This window comes from Parasphingorhabdus cellanae (assembly GCF_017498565.1).
Taxonomy (GTDB): domain Bacteria; phylum Pseudomonadota; class Alphaproteobacteria; order Sphingomonadales; family Sphingomonadaceae; genus Parasphingorhabdus; species Parasphingorhabdus cellanae.
Genome location: NZ_CP071794.1, coordinates 1,902,832 through 1,922,021 on the forward strand (window position 1 = coordinate 1,902,832; position 19,190 = coordinate 1,922,021).

15 protein-coding genes are annotated in these 19,190 nt (G+C 51.0%); 11 read left to right on the forward strand and 4 right to left on the reverse strand.

The genetic code is table 11. The annotated features are described in order from the left end of the window. Positions 1 to 21: 21 nt before the first annotated feature. Together J4G78_RS09065 and J4G78_RS09070 are read right to left on the reverse strand one after the other, a co-directional pair. Positions 22 to 3,144: an efflux RND transporter permease subunit gene (locus J4G78_RS09065; protein WP_207986283.1), complete on the reverse strand. Its 3,123-nt coding sequence runs from the start codon at positions 3,142 to 3,144 to the stop codon at positions 22 to 24. Beyond that, positions 3,141 to 4,241, reverse strand: a complete 1,101-nt coding sequence (locus tag J4G78_RS09070; protein WP_207986284.1) for an efflux RND transporter periplasmic adaptor subunit — start codon at positions 4,239 to 4,241, stop codon at positions 3,141 to 3,143. The genes J4G78_RS09065 and J4G78_RS09070 overlap by 4 nt, the downstream gene beginning before the upstream one ends. 281 nt (positions 4,242 to 4,522) lie before the next feature. Here J4G78_RS09070 and J4G78_RS09075 point away from each other — a divergent pair, with 281 nt between their 5' ends. The 3 genes from J4G78_RS09075 (at position 4,523) to J4G78_RS09085 (ending at position 8,117) form a co-directional block, all read left to right on the forward strand. After that, on the forward strand, positions 4,523 to 4,681 hold the full coding sequence (locus J4G78_RS09075; RefSeq protein WP_207986285.1) for a DUF5818 domain-containing protein: 159 nt from the start codon (positions 4,523 to 4,525) through the stop codon (positions 4,679 to 4,681). 288 nt (positions 4,682 to 4,969) lie between these two features. Then, a complete protein-coding gene (locus J4G78_RS09080) occupies positions 4,970 to 5,821 on the forward strand; it encodes a helix-turn-helix transcriptional regulator (RefSeq protein ID WP_207986286.1) in 852 nt (283 codons plus the stop codon). 106 nt (positions 5,822 to 5,927) lie between these two features. Beyond that, positions 5,928 to 8,117, forward strand: a complete 2,190-nt coding sequence (locus J4G78_RS09085; protein ID WP_207986287.1) for a TonB-dependent receptor — start codon at positions 5,928 to 5,930, stop codon at positions 8,115 to 8,117. A 92-nt stretch (positions 8,118 to 8,209) separates the two neighbouring features. Here the strand turns inward: J4G78_RS09085 and J4G78_RS09090 are convergent, their stop codons facing one another. Both J4G78_RS09090 and J4G78_RS09095 read right to left on the reverse strand, forming a co-directional pair. Then, the gene (locus tag J4G78_RS09090; protein WP_259371333.1) at positions 8,210 to 9,340 is read right to left on the reverse strand and encodes a PepSY-associated TM helix domain-containing protein; all 1,131 of its coding nucleotides are present in this window, start codon (positions 9,338 to 9,340) and stop codon (positions 8,210 to 8,212) included. Further along, a complete protein-coding gene (locus J4G78_RS09095; protein WP_207986289.1) occupies positions 9,340 to 11,421 on the reverse strand; it encodes a TonB-dependent receptor domain-containing protein in 2,082 nt (693 codons plus the stop codon). The genes J4G78_RS09090 and J4G78_RS09095 overlap by 1 nt, the downstream gene beginning before the upstream one ends. 383 nt (positions 11,422 to 11,804) lie before the next feature. On the opposite strand from J4G78_RS09095, the gene J4G78_RS09100 reads away from it, so the two are divergent. The 8 genes from J4G78_RS09100 (at position 11,805) to J4G78_RS09135 (ending at position 19,170) form a co-directional block, all read left to right on the forward strand. Further along, a complete protein-coding gene (locus J4G78_RS09100) occupies positions 11,805 to 12,230 on the forward strand; it encodes a hypothetical protein (protein WP_207986290.1) in 426 nt (141 codons plus the stop codon). Between the two features lie 48 nt (positions 12,231 to 12,278). Further along, positions 12,279 to 12,740: a hypothetical protein gene (locus J4G78_RS09105; RefSeq protein ID WP_207986291.1), complete on the forward strand. Its 462-nt coding sequence runs from the start codon at positions 12,279 to 12,281 to the stop codon at positions 12,738 to 12,740. A 2-nt stretch (positions 12,741 to 12,742) separates the two neighbouring features. After that, on the forward strand, positions 12,743 to 13,552 hold the full coding sequence (locus J4G78_RS09110) for a ferredoxin--NADP reductase (RefSeq protein ID WP_243457310.1): 810 nt from the start codon (positions 12,743 to 12,745) through the stop codon (positions 13,550 to 13,552). 26 nt (positions 13,553 to 13,578) lie between these two features. Beyond that, the gene (locus J4G78_RS09115) at positions 13,579 to 14,001 is read left to right on the forward strand and encodes a hypothetical protein (protein WP_207986293.1); all 423 of its coding nucleotides are present in this window, start codon (positions 13,579 to 13,581) and stop codon (positions 13,999 to 14,001) included. A gap of 74 nt (positions 14,002 to 14,075) precedes the next feature. Then, positions 14,076 to 14,498, forward strand: coding sequence for a Fur family transcriptional regulator (locus J4G78_RS09120; RefSeq protein WP_207986294.1), 423 nt, complete (start codon positions 14,076 to 14,078; stop codon positions 14,496 to 14,498). 342 nt (positions 14,499 to 14,840) lie between these two features. Further along, a complete protein-coding gene (locus tag J4G78_RS09125; protein WP_207986295.1) occupies positions 14,841 to 17,087 on the forward strand; it encodes a TonB-dependent receptor in 2,247 nt (748 codons plus the stop codon). Positions 17,088 to 17,134: 47 nt separating this feature from the next. Beyond that, positions 17,135 to 17,668 carry a hypothetical protein gene (locus tag J4G78_RS09130; RefSeq protein ID WP_207986296.1) on the forward strand — a complete coding sequence of 178 codons (534 nt, stop codon included), beginning with the start codon at positions 17,135 to 17,137 and terminating at the stop codon, positions 17,666 to 17,668. After that, positions 17,665 to 19,170, forward strand: coding sequence for a PepSY-associated TM helix domain-containing protein (locus J4G78_RS09135; protein WP_207986297.1), 1,506 nt, complete (start codon positions 17,665 to 17,667; stop codon positions 19,168 to 19,170). The genes J4G78_RS09130 and J4G78_RS09135 overlap by 4 nt, the downstream gene beginning before the upstream one ends. The last annotated feature ends 20 nt before the right edge of the window (positions 19,171 to 19,190 follow it).

The following is a 19,190-nucleotide window of genomic DNA, read 5'->3' on the forward strand; positions in this document are numbered from 1 at the left end:
AGCGATCTAACATTGGTGTACTTATGTCTTAATGCTAACCGGAACTTGTTTGCTCTGGCGCAAGCTTTTGAGCCGCCGAGTGACGGCTAGCGGACTACCAGTCCCACGGGCCAGCAAATAGTAAAATGATGGTATGATGATTAATGTCAGGATGGTCGAAATGCCGACGCCCCAGACGATAACAATGCCAATGGCTTCACGACTCGCCCCGCCAGCGCCGGTTGCAAGCATGAGTGGAAGAGCACCAGCAACGGTTGCGATAGATGTCATTAATACCGGACGAAAACGGCGTTTGGCCGATTCTAGTATTGCTTCCGCAAATTCCAGGCCTTCGTCTCGAAGTTGGTTGGCAAATTCGACGATCAATATCCCATTTTTGGCCGCCAGCCCGACCAACATCACAAGGCCTATCTGGCTGTACAGATTGAGCGTCCCGCCCATTACCGTCAGCCCCAATAGCCCGCCGCTTACTGCCAGCGGCACACCCAATATGATGATCAACGGGCTGATAAAGCTCTCAAATTGCGCTGCGAGCACGAGATAAACCAGAATGATGGTGAAGCCCAGAACAAGCCAGATTGATCCTCCGGTTTGTCGAAGCGCACGGCTCTGGCCTTCATATCCGATGGAGACCACCTCTGGAAGAGATGCTGCTTCATCCTCAAGAAAGGTCAGCGATTCACCCAACGAATAACCGTCTGCCACCGTGCCCTCCAGAGTGACGGCGCGCAATTTATTGAACCGGTTCAACTCGCCTGCTTCCGCGCGACTGGATAATGTAACGAGGCCTGATAACGGCACCAGATTATCGTCGCGAGCGCGGACATAAACATTTGCGAGGTCCTCCGCTGTAACCCGGTCTTCAGGCTCGGCTTGCAGGACAACATCATATTCCTCGCCGCGATCCACATAAGTCCCCGCATTGCGTGAGCCCATCATGGTTTCCAAAGTTCGGCCAATTTCTTCGACCGACACGCCGAGGTCCGCAGCCCTCAAGGTGTTTACGTTCACGACTAGCTGCGGTCTAGTTTCCTTATAGTCTGACTCCAATGTCGCAATGCCGGGATATTCATCAGCAGCGACAAACAGTGCATCGCGCGCGCGTGTCAATTCTTCATAAGTGTCACCGGCAATGACAAATCGAATGGCCTCACCACCGCGCCCGCCGATGGTTGAGCCGCCAGATACAAAAACCCGAGCTGCCGGATAGTCCCGGAACAGCTTGTTGACTGCCGATTGGGTTTCGGCGGTCGTCATATCGCGCTCATCCCACGGTTTTAGGAACATGATTATTCGTCCAGACGAAAAATCTCCTGAAGGGCCAAATGATCCGGGCGCACGGAACAGGACACGGCGCAGCGGACCATCCTCTTCGGTCAGCGGCAACGCCAGCTCTTCCAGATCAAACATAGTCTTGACTAATCGGTCCCAGCCCGCCCCCTCTGCAATGGTGGCTCGGCCAAACATGAACCCGGTATCTTCCGGGGGAGCGACCTCACTTTTTAACGTTTGCAGGCCAATGCCAGCAAATAGCGCTGCCAGTCCAAAAGCGATACCACCAAGGAGAAATGGCCTGCTTATCCAGCGAGATAATATGCTTTCATAGCTAGCGCTGGTTTGCTGAAACTTATCATCGACATAGCGGCTCAGCTTGGTCTCGCCGCCACCTTTTTTCAGTATTTTCGAACACATTACCGGGATTAGTGTGAGCGCAACAAATGTGGATATGGACACGGCCACGATCATGGTGATGGCAAGTTCACGAAACAACAGTCCCGTCTCGCCGGGTAAGAACATCACTGGAACAAACACCGCCACTACTACGGCAGTGGTTGCGACAACCGCGAAACCCACCTGGCGTGCGCCTTCGAACGCAGAGATCAGGCGGCTCTCACCCTGTTCAATACGAGAATATATGTTTTCCAGCACCACGATCGCGTCGTCGACGACCAAACCGATAGCCATAACGAGGGCGAGCAGGGTGAGAAGATTGATCGAAAGGCCAAGTAACCAGAGCACAAAAAACGTTCCGATTATTGAAATCGGCACGGTAACCGCCGGAACAATGGTGGCACGGACTGATCCCAGAAACAGGTAAATTACCGAGATGACCAGGATCGCAGCAAAGGCCAGTGTTTGCCAGACATTATCGATCGCCTTGGCAATGAACACACTGCTGTCATAACTGACCGCCAGCTCAACGCCGGGCGGCAGTAAAGGGGTAATTTCTTTGATGCGGTCTTTAATATCGTTCGCGACCTGCAGCTCATTTGCGCCAGATTGACGGATGATACCCATGCCAACACCGGGCAGGCCATTGGACCGGAAATGGGCGTAGACATTTTCAGGACCAAGCTCGACGCGGGCCATATCGCCGAGACGCAGCAGCGCACCATCATCGGTCCTCCGGATAACGAGTGCCCGAAAATCATCCACATTACCGTAAGCCCGAGCGACACGTACGGTAAGGTTGAGGTTCGATGATTCTACCCGGCCAGCAGGCAGTTCAACATTTTCCCGGCGTAGCGCCTCTTCTATATCATTGGGCGAAATTCCAGATGCTGCCATTTTTTCACGATCTAGCCAAATCCGGATTGCAGGACGCGATGCGCCGCTGGGTTGGACTCGGGCAACCCCATCTATTGACGAAAAACGGTCGACCAAGACCCGATCCGCATAATCCGCCAGCCAAAGAGACTCCCGACCTTCTCCGGTAAGATTAAGCCACATGAATGGGCGGGCATCGGCATCCACCTTGTTAATTTCGGGGGGATCAGATTCCTCTGGCAAATTGTCGAGCGCTCCCGACACACGGTCGCGAACGTCATTGGCTGCTGCATCAACATCGCGATCCGGCGAGAATTCAATTGTAATGTCGGACCGGCCATCGCGGGAAGAGGAACGGATCATCTCGATACCTTCCACACCGGCAATACGGTCTTCCAATATCTGAGTAATTCGCGATTCTACTACATTGGCGGCTGCGCCAGGGTAGTTGACATCTACCGATACGATTGGCGGCTCAATTGCTGGATATTGCCGCACTGGCAGGTCGAGAAACGCTACGATACCGGCCAATACCAGCAACAGGCTGAGCACGACCGCAAAAACTGGTCGCTTGACCGAAACATCAGAGATAATCATGAGCCACCTGCTGTGGGACCGGCGTCTGGTTTCCCGGCGTTTTTGTTGGTCTTTCCAGCTGTTTTTTCACCGGGCAAAATTGCGTTGACTGGCGCGTCATCGCGCACCTTGACCGTTCCGTCCGCGACGATCTTATTGCCTAAAGCAATGCCGTTTGTGACCTCAATCATGCCATTTGAACGCAAACCAACGCCGATTGCTGTACGCCGGGCGATCCCCTCATTATCGACCAGAAACACAAAACTCTGATCGCCTTGCGCAATCAACGCTGTTTCGGGAATCGCTAGACCTTTGCGGGTTTCCGAAACAATGCGCACGCTCATCAGCATCCCCGGGCGTAATTGCCGGGCTCCATTGGGTAACAGAGCCCGAACGGTCAAGCTACGCGAAAGTGGATCTACCAACGGGCTGATATTGTCAATTGTGCCAAAAAAACTCTGGTTGGCGTAAGCGGCGGTTGTTGCTTCGATCACTTGGCCCGTTTCCAGAGCGGTAAGAAAGTTTTCCGGCACGGTAAAGTCGAGCTTGATCGAAGAAATATCGCTGATCGTTGCAATCGGACTGCCTGAAGTCACTACTGTCCCTGGCGATACAGTTCGCAAACTCAATACACCGTCAAACGGTGCGCGGATAACCCTGTCGGATATGCGGGATCGAATAGCGTTGGCATCAGCCCGCGCACCATCTCGCAAAGCGGTTTGCTCATCCACCGCGGCATTGGTTGCAAAGCCGCGTTCTTGTAGGGAGGTTAGACGTTCCAGCTGTTTGTTGGCTTCACGCGCTCGCGCCTCAACTGAACTAAGGTCAGCCGATTCTTCGTTGCGTGACAATTGTGCGATAACCGCGCCGCGCCGAACGATAGCGCCATCGGCAAAACCAATCCGTTCGATCCGTTCAGTGACAGGCGAGGTAATCACGGTCTGTTCATTGGCAAATGCAGTGCCCACCGCTTCAATCTCACTCACAAATTCCGCCTGCGTCACGGTGCCGCCAACAACTGTCGGAACGCCGCCGCGCCCGTCACCTTGTCCATCCGCGCCGCCACAGGCCGCCAATGCGAGCAATAATGTTAGCAACCATAAAATGCGAAATGCCATATGTCGGTTACCTTAAAGCCGGGAACGCTGTATTGAACTATGTCTTTGAGCGCGCGAACTTCAATTGAGTCAACTATTTCATATTATCCCTGATTTCTGCTGACAACAGAATATTTTCGAAATAGCTTATATGTTCGGCAATCGTAATATTTGCATGCTTTGCAAAGTCCATAACAGGATAGCGTGGACCGTATCAGCGTCGCACTCCTTACCTTATGTTCAGGGAACGTGTGGCGTATGTCCAAGGCTCTCGGGCCTAAAGGCCTCAGGGGAGACCGGAATTGCCAAAAGGAACAATACATAAAGAAACCAGCATTCTGCGCCGGGCACCATTGGGCTATGCGCTGGAAATGGATGGCGGCGGCAAGTGGATGCTCGATGTAAAGAACAGCGCTCGAAAGTTGAGTGGAGAACGCGTGACCGTTGAGGGAAACCAATAGCGAAGAAGCCGGTAGAACCGCTTGGATTATTAGTTCGTTCTGGCGGCCTTGCTCCTTCCCTTCCTGGCTCAATGGTTTTGAGGTCTTACCAAACCCTCCCAAATGAGCAACCGAGCCAAAAGACGGGTTGCACTATTGTGCACCAAGGTGCGAGTAAAATGTAACATGAAAGGTCTAATGGGCGCTAAAGCGGACAAGTCGGTAATATCACAAAAACTAACAGTTCTGTGTTTGCAATCAACAAGCACGAAGTTTACGATATGTTATAACAATAACAGCGGTGGATGGATGATCGACGAATTCGACGATTTTTCTGAACGGGCCCATATTGATAGCGAAGAGGCGCCAATGGGTGGCGGAGCTGTCTGGAGTTCTGATCGTCAGTCAGGCCCATCTGGCCAGTTCGAAGCCACATTGCCGGCTGGGCTGCATATCAGCATAGGTAAGGCCGGAATTCGCACCCATTCCGAGAAATATGGAGGATTCGAGTCAACCGAGCCATGTTTGAGCTTCGTCAAGATCGAAGAAGATGGCGCATTTTTTAACTCGCAACTTGATGGAGGAGCTATCAGATCACTCGGTTATTTCTTGCCTCCACAAGCTTTTGAGAGTGCCGGTTCGGTCCTGCAGCTGATCAATGAGACTGCACAGAACAAGCCTATGGTTTTGCTGAAAGGTGGAGCCATGATTGCCGCTACGCGATTGCTCTGTCCACTGGGGGACGAGTTTCAGGGTGACGTGCGAACAATGCTGTTACAAGCGCGGGTTCTGGAACTGATTGCACTGATTGGCTCAACGATCGAGCCAGGGATGGATAAGAGCATTTGCCCGCTGTCGCAGAGACGAGCGCGCAAGGCCCGCGACTATATTGAAGCGCATTTGGACTCGCAGCTCGAATTGCTTGTGCTTGCGCGGCACTGCCAAGTAAGCGAAAGGACGTTAACGCATGCATTTCGGGCAACATTTGATGAAAGCGTGATGCATTATGTTGCACGGCGGCGGATGGAACAAGGCGCTCAGAATCTGCAGGAAGGTGCAAACATAGCCGCGGCGGCATATAGCGTGGGCTATACACCCAATGCTTTCTCTGCCGCCTTCAAGAAACACTTTGGTATGTCGCCAAGTCACTATAATCGCTAAAATATCTCCGGAGTACGATGAAATTTGCCGGATGGCGTAGCTATTCAAGATTGTACCACAACCAACGGGCTGTCATTTTGCGATCAATTCGCAATAAGAGGTGGTCATGGGCAAATACAGAAAAAGCAGTTTTATTACAGGTATTTCATTGGCGGGCGTTGTCGTTGGTGTTTCCAGTCCAGCATATGCACAAAATGCCGATCAGACACTCCAGGCCCAGGATCAAACAATTGTCGTAACCGGGCAAAAGCGCGAGACTACCGTTCAAGAGAGCGATATCGCTGTCACCGTTTTGGATGCAGAGACTATTCGTGAAACGCGCCTACGCGACGTGCGCCGGATTGATGATCTTGTTCCTAATGTGCAGTTCAATGAAAGCGGACAATTAAGCTCGGTCTTCGTATCTATCCGCGGTGTCGAATCCAATCCGTTCATCGTCAACCGCGCCGCGATCTACATAGATGGGATGCCCTTTCGGGAACTGAGCAATGCGGTTCTCAATCAAATCCAATCGATCGAAGTATTACGCGGCCCGCAATCCACGCTATATGGCGCGAACAGCGAAGCAGGCCTGATCCTGATCACGACCCGCCGCCCCTCGGACGCATTCGAGGGTGAAATACGCGCAACAGCTTCGACCTTCAACGGTGACTTTGGTTACGGTTTCGATGGTTTTGTTGGCGGCGGTTTGACCGATAACCTGAAAGCATCCTTGGCATTCAAGATATCAGACGAAGATGCCTATGTGAGCAACCCGGCGTCTGCGACGGGACAGTTTGGCGAAGTGCGCGATGTTTTCCTGCAAGGGCGTGTTGTTTGGGAACCAACACCCGATCTATCGGTCAACGCTACGGCTTACATCCTTGACACCAATGCTCCGGGTTTGTTCGAGCAGGAATATGCTCCCATTGATCGAGAGCTTTATGACGCAACATATGCCGGTTTCAATAATGGCCTTTCGGTGGGACGCTTCGAATTTTTGAACGACACCCCCAAACGCACTGAAGAACGCAGCTATGTTGCGGGGCTGAGCGCAACGTATAGATTGGGATATGGCAAAATCGATGCGTCATTTTCCTATGCTGACGAGAATCAGGATTCGCGAGGACTTGATCTCGACCTGACCGCGCTTTCCACTGGTGCCGGAGCCGACGTAGAGAAAGAGAATATCTGGAGCGGCGAGATGCGTTTCACATCGCCTGACAGCGAGACTTTCGAATATCTGGTCGGCGCATCATGGTATCGGGAGGAATCGGCGGGCGCGCTTGGAACGCTTTTGGGACCGGGGGACTTGGATGACTTTCAGTTTTCCCCGACACAGTTTTCCGATGGCGAAGATTTTGCCGTCTTTGGTTCAGCGACGCTTGGATTGGGTATCAATGGACTTAGCGCCACCGCCGGCCTGCGGTATGACTATGCCCAGCGCAGCACACGCCAGTCTGCTGGAGTATTGGACCTTGGTTTCACACAATTGCTGTTTCAGGATGTTGAACTGGACGACAGTTTTGAAGCCTTGCTGCCCCGCTTCGCGTTAAGCTACAAGCCGAGCGATCAACTGCATTTCTATGCCAGCGCAGCGCGGGGTTATATTCCTGGAGGTTTCAATCTGACGGCGGCGCAAGCCGACGTAGCCGATGACGTCATTCGGTTCGATAAGGAAAGTGTTTGGAGCTATGAAATCGGCTTCAAGGCGTCAAGCCCAGACCGGCGAACCTACTTCAATGCGGCTGCATTCTACATTCGCTCCAACAACTGGCAGGAAGTCCAAGTCCTGTTCAATGATCAGGGACAGGTTATTTCATCGGCGTTCATCGCATCGACGGCGTCAATAGAAAGCTCCGGCTTCGAACTCGAAGCTGGATATGAACCCTTTGATGGGCTTAAGTTAACAGGGAGTTTCGGATACACCGATGCGACTTACCGGGATTTTCAGATCACAGCGACCGAAAACCTGAGTGGCAATAGGGTCAAGCTAGTCCCTGAATTTGATGCCAACCTCGCCCTTCGATACGAAACAGCAACAGGATTTTTCGGTCGCATCGAATTGAATGCAATCGGCCGTACGTCATTAGATGAACGCGAGCGGGCGGTTCGCGGAGCGGTTGGACTAGTCAATCTCCAGGCTGGCTATGAAGGCGCGCAATTTTCGGTAAGGGGGTTTATCGAGAACGCAACCAATCGCAGGATTGAGACGGGGCTGGCATTTGAAAATTTCGGTTTTGGCTCAGACGGAAACTTCTATGCTCCGCTGGATGCACCGAGAATATTTGGCGTTGAGACGGAGGTGCGGTTTTAGCCGCACCAATATTCTTGGTCACCACAGATATGCAAATCACAGGTTCTGAAAACTCACTCACAGAAATGAATTCTTTTGCAACGTAGCAGACATTAAAAGTTGGTCGAATTCCTGTTCTGCCTCCCATTGTTTCGACGCCGCCATACCAATCGCAACCCGCTGTAGCAAAGCAGGACTGTCACCAATCCAACCAAAGTGACGATCAGTCGTCCTGCAAAACCAGCCGCATGTCCGGAATGAAGCGGATATTGCCATGCAAAGAATAGATCGCCGCCGCTTTCGCCTATATCATGGCGTTTTCCGGTAATCGTGCCATCGACCATGTTGACATAGGTCCATAGGCGGCCCTGATTATCTGGGTCACGATCATCATATGTCCGCACGGCATATTGACTGATGGTCGGAAAAATTCGAACACTATGGACTTGTGAAATATCCGCAGTGACACGCGAAATAGCCTCGTCCAGTCCGATACTTATGTCATTACTGGTTTCTGGCATGGCTTCATGCAGTCGTTCGCTGATCGGCGAAAGTGGCTGCACCAGATCGCGGCTCACGTTGGGAAATGCCAGCGTAACACCGGTCAGCGTGATCGTGAAAGTCAACAACCATAACCACATGCCCTTGGCCCGGTGCCAATCGAACAGGCGGCGTAAACTGCCCTTTCGCCCGGCCAATCGGAATGCGTCCTGCCATTTTTGGCGCTTCGGAAAAGCTAAAGGTAGGGAAAGAAAATGATCAAGCATCCAAAGAAGGCCGATGATACCGACTATTGTCGCGCCTATTTCATCGGCCAACAACTCCGTGTGCAGGCCGTAAAGCAGATCGGGAAAATGATGGCGATCAAATTGCAATGCCCCACTTTCTCGCCAGCCCGCTACCGTTCCGCTCGCAGGATCGACAAAAAGCTGCATGGCCCGCACATCGCCGTCCGCTAAAACTTGTCTGCCTATCAGCCAGTGTGTGTAGCCGGATTCCGGCGCAAGTATGGCGTTGTTCACTGAAAACCCCGGCAGAGCGGCCTCTGCATTAGCAACCACCTTATCAAGCGACACCAAATCACCGCTGCCAATTTGAGCCTGCCTGAGATCCGGATTTAAAGCCGTATCAAGCTCATCATACCAGGCAATCGCCATGCCGGTAATGGCAAGTAGCATCAACCACCCGCCAATTAATATACCAAACCAGCGATGCCAGAATTTTAAGCCAGCGCGCCGTTGCATCAAAAACGATAAGAAGCCGTCAGACGGAAGTTTCGTCCCGGTTCAGCCAGACCCGAGACAATTTCATAACCCGGGATGCCCGAGTAATCACCAACACTCGCATGCGCAATATATTGCTTGTCGAACAGATTATATACCGCAGCATTAAGCGACAGCCGGCCATCATCAAAAGGCTGCCAACGAGCGAAGAGATCAACTACGGTATAGCCCGGTTTATCAATCAGATCGGTCGCTGGAACGAAACCGAGTTCGGCATCACGAAACAATACTTCAAGATCACGCACCGCTTCAAATCGTGTCAGGCTGGCTTCAAATCCCAGCGACGGGGACGGATCAAAGCTTGCCGTTAGGTTCCAATTGTCGCCCATTGTGTTGCCCAGCGCAATTTGTTCGTAGCCATTGATTCGATTGCCATTGATCCTTGAATCATAGTGATTGTAGAAACCGCTAATCCCGAACGGGCCGGTACGATAGGCTGCCCGCAATTCGATGCCCTCTGAGGTAAAGTCGCCAATATTCTCATAATAAACGCCGTCTTGCGGAAATGGTCCGCGATAGAGTTGATCCAGAATGACGTCCTTGATCTTCATGTCAAAATAGGCGGCAGAGGCGGTAAAACCATCGCGCTCGAAGGCCGCTCCCACTTCGAAATTGCCAACGGTTTCGGGCTTTAAACCGGGTTGAAGAATATCACGTCCCGGCCTGTGTTCCAGCGTGAAAGCATCGCCAATTTCTTTGCCGCGAAACGCTTCTGCATAGCCAGCGTTCAGGGTCAGGCCCGGTAGAACTTCTAAATCGGCACCAATATTGAAAGAGAGACCATCGCTTTTCGTACCGGTATCATAGGTGACCACATCAAGATCATAGGCATCATAGCGAACGCCAAAGCTCAGCAATAGGGGATCAGCGATCTGCCAATGATCCTGCAAATAGACGCCGAACAGGTCGCCTGTTTCCTCGAACCGACCAATATTGGGGTCCCAAGCCCATGGCTGCCACATGGCGGCATCGGCCAGATATTCGCTGGCTACACTGTCAGAACGATGTTCTGCGCCGAATATAATGTCGTGGCCGGAAAATTGCGCCCGAAAACGGGCATCAAAACCATAGCTTTCAATGTCCGCACCATAGAGCCCCCAACGGTCAGAGCGATCCAGTGTGAATTTTGCACGGGTCCAATATCCTATTGCTTCCAAGCTTATCACATCGCTGGAATCATATCCGTAATTACCGATAATCGTTTGCCGCGTCGCTTCCGCTGGGAATAATGTATCACCAGCGAGTACGGGCCAATTGGGTCGCGCGCCAAATTCGCCTTCCTCATCGCGGTGTTCATAGCTTACTGAGAAACTATGGCCAGAGCCTATGTCGCCGCCGATTTTGACAAAACCAAGCTGCTGCTCCGCTGCGGTGCCGCGCAGATTATTCCCGTCACCATCTTTAAATTCATCACGGTCCGAATAGACATAGGAACCGACAATACCGACATCACCAATGAGCTTTGTATAGAGAGTGGCTGAAAGCTTGTAACCGTCATTGGAGAACCAACCTGCCTTGACTATTCCTCCGAAATTACGACCAGGCTCCAGCAAATCCGATGCGTCACGCGTGCGAAACCGAAGCGCGCCGCCTATCGCACCGAAACCGGCCGTTGCCTCGCCGGCACCGGCTTGCAGTTCAACGGTTTCGAGCAATTCAGGTTCAATATTCACGCGGCCAATATGGTGGAACAAGGTTCCACTTTGCGGCGCACCATCAATGGTTACATTGATTTGCGAGTCTTCAAGGCCGCGCACATATATCTTTTGCGCAATGCCAAGCGAGCCGCCAACCGAAACGGATGGAACCTTGCGGAATATATCTCTCAAGTCATTTGCCTGAAGAAAGTCGAGCTCCTCGCGATCAATTGCAACGCCAGTCAGTTTTCCGACAACAACAATCTCATGCTCAATGCCGCCCCGTTCGCTTTGCTCTTGACTGGCGTCAGCTTTGTCAGTCCCATTCTCCTGAGCATGAACAGGGGAAATAGAAAGCGCTGCTGTTGAAACAGCGCAAAGGATAGCGAGCTTATGCCAGCGCATGATTGTGTCCTATTTTAGTTGCGAGGATCGGGTAGAGTTAATTGATAACGATTGTCAATAGCATAGTTTGCATATGGCCGATCAAGTCCAACTTCTCCGGCTCTAGTTCCTGTTTCGGGATATAGCCGTCATGTCATCAATGTCCGCTGTTGAATAAAAAACGGCACCAGAGCAGCGCGATCGCTGGCCGTTTCTATATTTCAGCAATGGGGCTGCAGCAAATTTGGAATCGTTTCAGGTCCTATTTTATTTGCAAATATTTCAACTGCTAACATTGCTCGGATACATTTAGTTTGACAGAATATATCTCCATTCCTAGCTGTCTATATGAGATTCATTCTCATTAGCATTATTGTTTTTCTAGGAAATATGGAGAATCTGTTATGAAACAAAGTGCTTCCGAGTTTACCAAACTGCTGAGCAGCACGCCCTGTCTTCCCCACGTTCCCGAAGCGCAAGTTCGTATTGTAAGCGCCATGCGATACACCATTTTGGCGCATCGCCAGAACAAGGATATCGAAGGTTGCCTAGTTGCCCATTTCGGCACCCGAAAAGCAGCACGCCGGTTCGCCCATATCCTAGAGACAATGGGTGACATCTGGCCCGAACCAGTGATGATCCATGCGCCAAAATGTCCGCAAACAACCTACGACGAAATGCTGCTGCTCGACCTGGTGACGTCCGTTATTCAGAAAGAGCCTGCTCATTTTCATGGGCTGCTCTGTGATATGATCCCGGAAAAAGACTGCGAGCGACTGCATATTGCCATCTCCCGATTCCTAAAACTGTTTCGTGAACAGACTGCATGATCTCCACACAACTCAAACTGTCTTGCAACAATAGAGAACCCATTGCTGATGTATGAATATGTCGATCGTCCAATCCAGAAACTGGATTATCCCAGCCACTTTCTGGTCTGGAGCATGCGTCAATGGGTCTTTGTCAATATACACAAAAGGTGCCCATGCTCGACGCTGGAGCCTGCATTTACGAAGTGGACAATGATTGAGGCCCTACCCGACTTTTCAATAGCAATGGCGCATTTGAATGAGTCTGCTCAACAACAATTGGTGTTCGGTCAGCCAAATTGCGGCACCGTCCATGAGATTGAAGCCATCTTACTTGCCGTTCGTCGTGAAATATTTGCAGGCAATATCTCGAATGCACGAGGCATTGCGGAGAAACTGGTTATCGGCGAGGCAGTGGCGAGTTTCACTATCGCCCTCCAGCGCTATTGCGATCATGTTGCTGGATCACCTCTCAGTCTGGCACATCTTCCAATCAATACCGAACCGCATCACGTCAGTAAAAAATCATGAACATGGAAGTTCGGCCGCCTTCCCGGATACCGGATGCAAAGGCGTTCCGCACGGTTGAAGTCATCCGCGTCAAGCATCGGCACGAACATCTTTTCAGCTTTAGCGTGACGCGTCCGGAGAGTTTCCGGTTTCGGTCTGGCGAGTTCACAATGCTGGGAATGCAAATCGAAGACAAACCGCTAATGCGCGCCTATTCCATTGCCAGTCCGGCCTATGCCGACGAGATCGAATTCCTGTCCGTAAAAGTCCCTGATGGTCCGCCAACCTCCCAACTCCAGCGGATCAGGACCGGCGATCAGTTGTATCTCGGGCGTAAGCCTACTGGTACGCTGGTCGCCGACGCCTTGCTACCGGGACGACGATTGTTTCTTTTGGCCACTGGTACTGGACTGGCTCCATTTCTTAGCATTATTCGGGACCCGGAGATATATGAAGCCTACAGCCAGATCATCTTGGTTCACAGCGTTCGGCATGTCGAAGAATTAGCGTTTCGAAATGAGCTCGAAGCGAAACTAGCGGGCGACCCACTTGTTCAAGATCAGGCCCTTATCCAGTTCCACTATGTTCCGACGGTAACGCGTGAAGCGTTTCGGACAACCGGCCGGATCCAGCAGCTGATCGGGTCAGAGGAAATATTCAGCCACCCTGTTATCGGTCCAAACTGTTTCGACCCCGAACAGGACCGCATCATGCTGTGCGGTAGCATGGAGATGATCAAACAATTTTCTGACTATTTTGAATCGCTGGAGTTCACAGAAGGATCCAATGCCGCACCGGGTCAGTTCGTTATTGAGCGCGCGTTTGTGGGCTAAAGCAACCATCAGATCGGAGAAAATGCATGTACAATGTGAACGCATTATTGAACGACGATCAAAGGACGGCCGACTATCATCCGGCCAATCAACGCATTATTCTCGCCTTGCGAACGGCGGTCATGCAAACCCACAATAGGCAAGACGCGGTGGCATCCATGGCCAGTATTCTTGGATCGGCCAGGGCGGCTAGCGCACTGGTCCATGTTCTCCGGATGATCGGTGAATATTGGCCGGAGCCGGTTATGGTTCAACCGCCCTGCTGCCAAATGGTCAGCATGGATGAGAGACTTGTGATCGGCCTGATCACTGCTGCGGTTCAAGATAACCGTCCAGGCTATGACAACATGCTTTGCGAGATGGTCGATGAAGATGTCCGCGATCATATCTACAACGCCATTCAGGCATTTATCGGCCCCTATATTGTCGCCCGGATAACATCGCACTGATAACCGACACGGCACTTGGGGCGAATGCCCCGCGCAAGCGGGTCAGATAGTCTGAACATCAGAGGGGAGAGATTATGGAAACGAAGATAGATATTGCAGCTTTATGCGCGAAACGCGGCCTGCGCCTTACGGCACAGCGCCAAGCCGTTGTTGAGGTCATTTCAAGCAGCGACGATCATCCCAGCGTGGAAACCATCCACCAAAGAGCAACGGTAGCCGATTCCAAAATCGCTGTCGCAACAGTTTATAGAACGGTCCGCCTTCTTGAAGAAGCAGGACTTTTGCAGCGCCATGACTTTGGCGATGGCAGCGCACGGTTTGAGATTAATCAGGATACGCATCATGACCATCTCATCGATGTCCAAACCGGAAAAGTGGTTGAGTTTTTAGATCCAGAGCTAGAACAGCTTCAAAAGAGAATTGCCGAGAAGCTAGGCTTTAAGCTGGTCGACCATCGGATGGAATTATATGGGGTTGCGCTCGATAAAAGCGATTGAAACGGATTTCAATTCTACTCCGCTTTAACAGTTCGATCCTTCTCTGAATATCAGCAAAACTCTCTCCACGCTTCTAATGTCTGCTTTGGCCGCAAAAGCGAACATTGTGGGACAACGGTTTTTCCGGTTAGCGAGCAGTCCGTTCTGTGCGCTTAACTTCTATCAAGGCAATTTCGACAAGTTCTACTATTGGCCACAAGCTGATACTCAATTGGAATGTGAGACAATTTTCCCAAACTAAATGATTGGTGATAACGAGATTGACCGCTGACTCAGCAGTCATTAATGAGAATGATTATCAGAATCATTATCGTACGATTCTCAGGTTAGGGGTAGAGTTTCATGAAAAAATCTTTCTTGTTTGGATCTTCAGCAGCCATGTTGATCTGTACGCCTTGTTTAGCGCAAGAATCCTTGCCGCTTGATGAGGCAGATGGGCAAAATAGGGAAATTGTTGTTACGGCCCAAAAAATCGAGAGGTCACTTCAGGATACCAAGGAAAGTATCGCTGTTGTCACTAGCGATACCATCGAGGCTCAAAATCTGCTTGATATTGAGGATGTCTTGAACCTGACAGCAAACGCGTTTGAATTTGCTGGCGGAGAGAATTTCGGCATCCGCGGCGTAACCCAGAATTCCGCTTCGACAGGTGGTGGTAGTGGTGAACTAGCCAGTCTTTATGTGGATGGTGTGGCATTGACCGGATTTGCCACCCGGTTCCTGCCAAAAGACCTCTGGGATGTTTCCAGCGTAGAGGTTCTACGTGGACCACAATCCACTAATGTAGGGCGTAATGCATTGGTGGGCGCGCTTGTGGTGACGACATCTCGCGCCAACCCTGATCAATTTGAAGCGGCTGCACGCCTAGAATATGGCAATTATAACAAATTATCGACATCGGCCCTTATCAACGTGCCGCTTGGTGATAATGCCGCTTTTCGCTTGTCTGGTGAATATGAAGAAACGGATGGTTTCATAACAAATATCACTATTCCAGTTGAAAATTTCGATGCCCGTGAAAATGTAAATCTGCGCGGGAAGTTGTTTTTTGAACCCGCCGATGGTCTGACCATTGATGTCACCGGCCAATATGCGCGGACGGAGCGCGGCCAAGACATTTTTCGGGGTGATTTACAGCCTGACAACAGCCGCGTCAGCACTGCCAACTTGAGGGCTTTTGAAGAATATGAAGGTTATACGGCTTCGCTCGACATCAACTATGATCTCAGTGAGAATTGGGCGATAAGGTCCGTAACTGCTTATCTTGAAGGCGATTATGAACGGTTCGATGATGATGACGAAGGGCCGGAGGGCGGCAATGCCAATCGCGGTCGTATCGCAAGCGACCAAAACTGGTCACAGGAAGTCCGCTTCACTTACCAATCAGACCGGCTCAATGGGGTTTTTGGCGGCTATTATACTGAAGTAAAAATCGATAATTTGACACAGGGCTTGGTCAATATTTTGCCCTCGCAAGTCGGTGTTCCAGCCGCTCTGCTGCCTTTCTATCCCGCCCTGATCGAGGTGCAGGCCGATGTCCCGTTTGAAGGGGACACGCGCAACTATGCCTTCTTTACGGAATGGGATTTTGAATTTACCGATAATTGGATTGTATCTGGCGGCTTGCGCTATGAAAATGAACGCCAGAATAATCTATCTAACACCAATAATAGCCTTGCGCCTGGCAGCGAACTGCCCGACCCTGCAGCAGCGGGAGCATTGGCTGATATGTTGCAACCGGGCTCTGGGCCCTTTGTTCAGGCAGGTGTGACGCAGATAAACGCGAGGCTGGCAGCTCAGCTCGCGCCGACCAATTTTCCAGCGACAGTCACAACCTATGACGCGCTCTTGCCGCAATTCGGTCTGACCCATAGGGTAAGTGATGCGGTCTCAGTTAGCGCTTTTTACAAGCGCGGTTATCGTGCAGGCGGCAGTGAAGTGAACCTTGCAGGCGTGCAAAGTGATTTCGATCCAGAATTTCTCGACAATTTTGAACTATCGCTGCGCTCGGAATTGATTCCAAACCAGCTCTTTCTCAATGCCAATATATATTATGGCGATTGGAGCAGCCAGCAAGTCACGATCTGCCAAAATGGCAGCGTAACCAATTGCACTGTCGAAAACGCTGGCGAGTCTGAAATTTACGGCGGAGAGCTGGAACTCAGCTACCGGCCAAGCAAGCGGACAACATTATTTGCAAACCTTGGTGTTTCGAAAACCAAATTTACCAATTTTATAAGCGGCACTGAGGGAGATTTGACCGGAAACATTTTTGCGTTTTCTCCTGATTTCAACATTTCTTTTGGCGGCAGACATTTCTTCACAGATAATTTCTACCTTGCTGGCAATGTCAGCCATCAAAGCGATAGCTTTTCGTCGGTACAGAATGATGTATCCCTCGATGATCGCACCTTAGTTGATTTATCCGCTGGATATGACGCGGATCGCTTTGGAATCAAGCTGTACGTCTCCAACCTATTCGACAAAGACTATCTCACCAATGATGGGCGCAATGGCTTGACCGACGCTCGCTTTGTTCGGCTCGGCGCTCCGCGCGAATATGGCTTGGTGCTCACTGCACGATATTGAGAGGCAGACATTATGGTTTTTTACGTCTGTACCGTCCAATGCTAATTATGACCGGGTTAATCGTTCAACTCATCGGCATATGGGTGCTGCGATATGCTCAGACCCATAGGAAAAATGCGGTCGCTGTCGGAGGTTGGGGCCTACTATTGGCGTCCACTTGGGTGATGGGTGTAGCATTGGGAGCAGAACTTGGAGTAGTCTGGTCACTGACCACGATTTCCGTTGCGGCCTATATTCTCATTCTAAACCCGTTCTTTACAGCAAAAATCATTGGTCATAACCGGGTTCCCAGAAACGGAAGGCGCATGCCCGCAGCGCCAAGTGGTTCGAAGAGGCGGCTTACTTTGAGATTGCTCTCAGCTGGCCCGCTCTATTTAATTGCCGCTCTAGGTCTAAGCCTGTTGATTGCAACAAAGCCTTGGACAACTGAGCTGACGCGATTGTTTGTCGGCGGACTGTCTTCGCCTTTCTTCTGGTCAGTCGGCGCATTGCACGCAACGGTCGATCCTAATTTATGGCGGATATTCTGGATGCCCATATTCCTATCGCTTGCCTCCTTCGGGATATTTTATCTATCATGAATATTGAACAGCCAGTTACTGAAGAGCAAACCAATCAAAGCTCCTTTGTCCGCCGGATGATCGATTCCCACTCGGTTTTGGGCCTCGGCTTTGCAGCTCTGATCTATATCGTTAGCGTAACAGGTGCTTTCACTTTATTTGTGCCGGAAATCTCGCTTTGGGAAAATCGCGGCGTTGTAACTCAAAACAATATTGATCCAAACATTGCTGCTACTTCCGCACGCAATGCTGAGGCGCAGCTGAAGCCCGGCAATGAAATACTCAATGTCATTTTTTACGCACCAGACGAATTCAAACCATATAGCAGCGTTCGCTTGAATCAGCGCCCTGATAGAAACAGCAAATTGCAATCGGATGAATGGCTGGTCAATCCTAACACTGGCGACCTAATGGGTAGTGCGGATGCACCATATGCCCATTTTATCGAGGATCTGCACACTGTTCTTCACCTCCCAAACCCTTGGGGTCGCTATCTGGTCGGACTGTTGGGGGTCGTTATGTTCACGCTCATCTTATCTGGCATATTCGCGCACCCCACTATCGTCAAAGACGCGTTTAAGTTGCGGCTTGAACGTAACGCCCGGTTGGCGTGGACAGATATTCACAACCGGTTGAGTGTATGGGGGTTGCCCTTCCACCTGATATTGACCTTCACCGGAGCGTTTCTGGGGATTGCCGGTGTCACGGTGGCCGCGCTGGCTTTCATTGCCTTCGATGGAGATCAGGAAGAAGCTATTGCGGTGATCAATGGTCCGCAGCCAATTCTCGGTGCGCCTGCGATGCCTTCCCCACCAGATTATGCATCGATGATTAAACGCTCTCAGGCACCAGATCGGAAATTTGCTCTTTTCGTAACAGGGAACCCTAAGGACAGCGGCCAAACAACTTCAATTATCTATTCTGAAAATGGCATTCTTTCTATGCGGTCATCAGATATTTATCGCAATGATGGCGAATTTCTGGAGAAGTTTGGCGGCAAAGGGTCCGAAGTGGGAGCGCGTATCTTTGGCGCAGTTCAGCCTCTGCACTATGGCACTTTTGGTGGATATCCGATCAAGATGCTCTATTTTGTTCTAGCTCTGGCTTTGACTTACATCACGAGCAGCGGGATGATGATTTGGTTCAAGCGGAAGATGCAACAGGGTGATCCCCGTCCCAGACATGAAGGCGCATGGCGTGGAATGACTTCGGGCCTGACAGTAGGTCTATCGGTTGGAGCAGTGCTTGCTACCTTGGGCTTGAGCCTGCCTCTTGCTCAAATTTGTCTAGCTATTTGGGCAGTCGGATTTGCTGCTATTTACTTCGCTCCGAATCTATTGCGAGCGGTACAGCTTTCCTGGATGCTCAGTGCCGCTCTTTTGTTGATTGCTGTTGCGATAAATATTGGCTCATCGATAGAAGGCGCGACTTCCAATTTGGTGAACGGCTTGCTCGTAGCAACTGCAATAGCAATGGCGGTTTGCGCATCGCGTTTGTCAACGGCAGCAACGACACATTCTTGAAAGCGTCAATTTTTGACCGT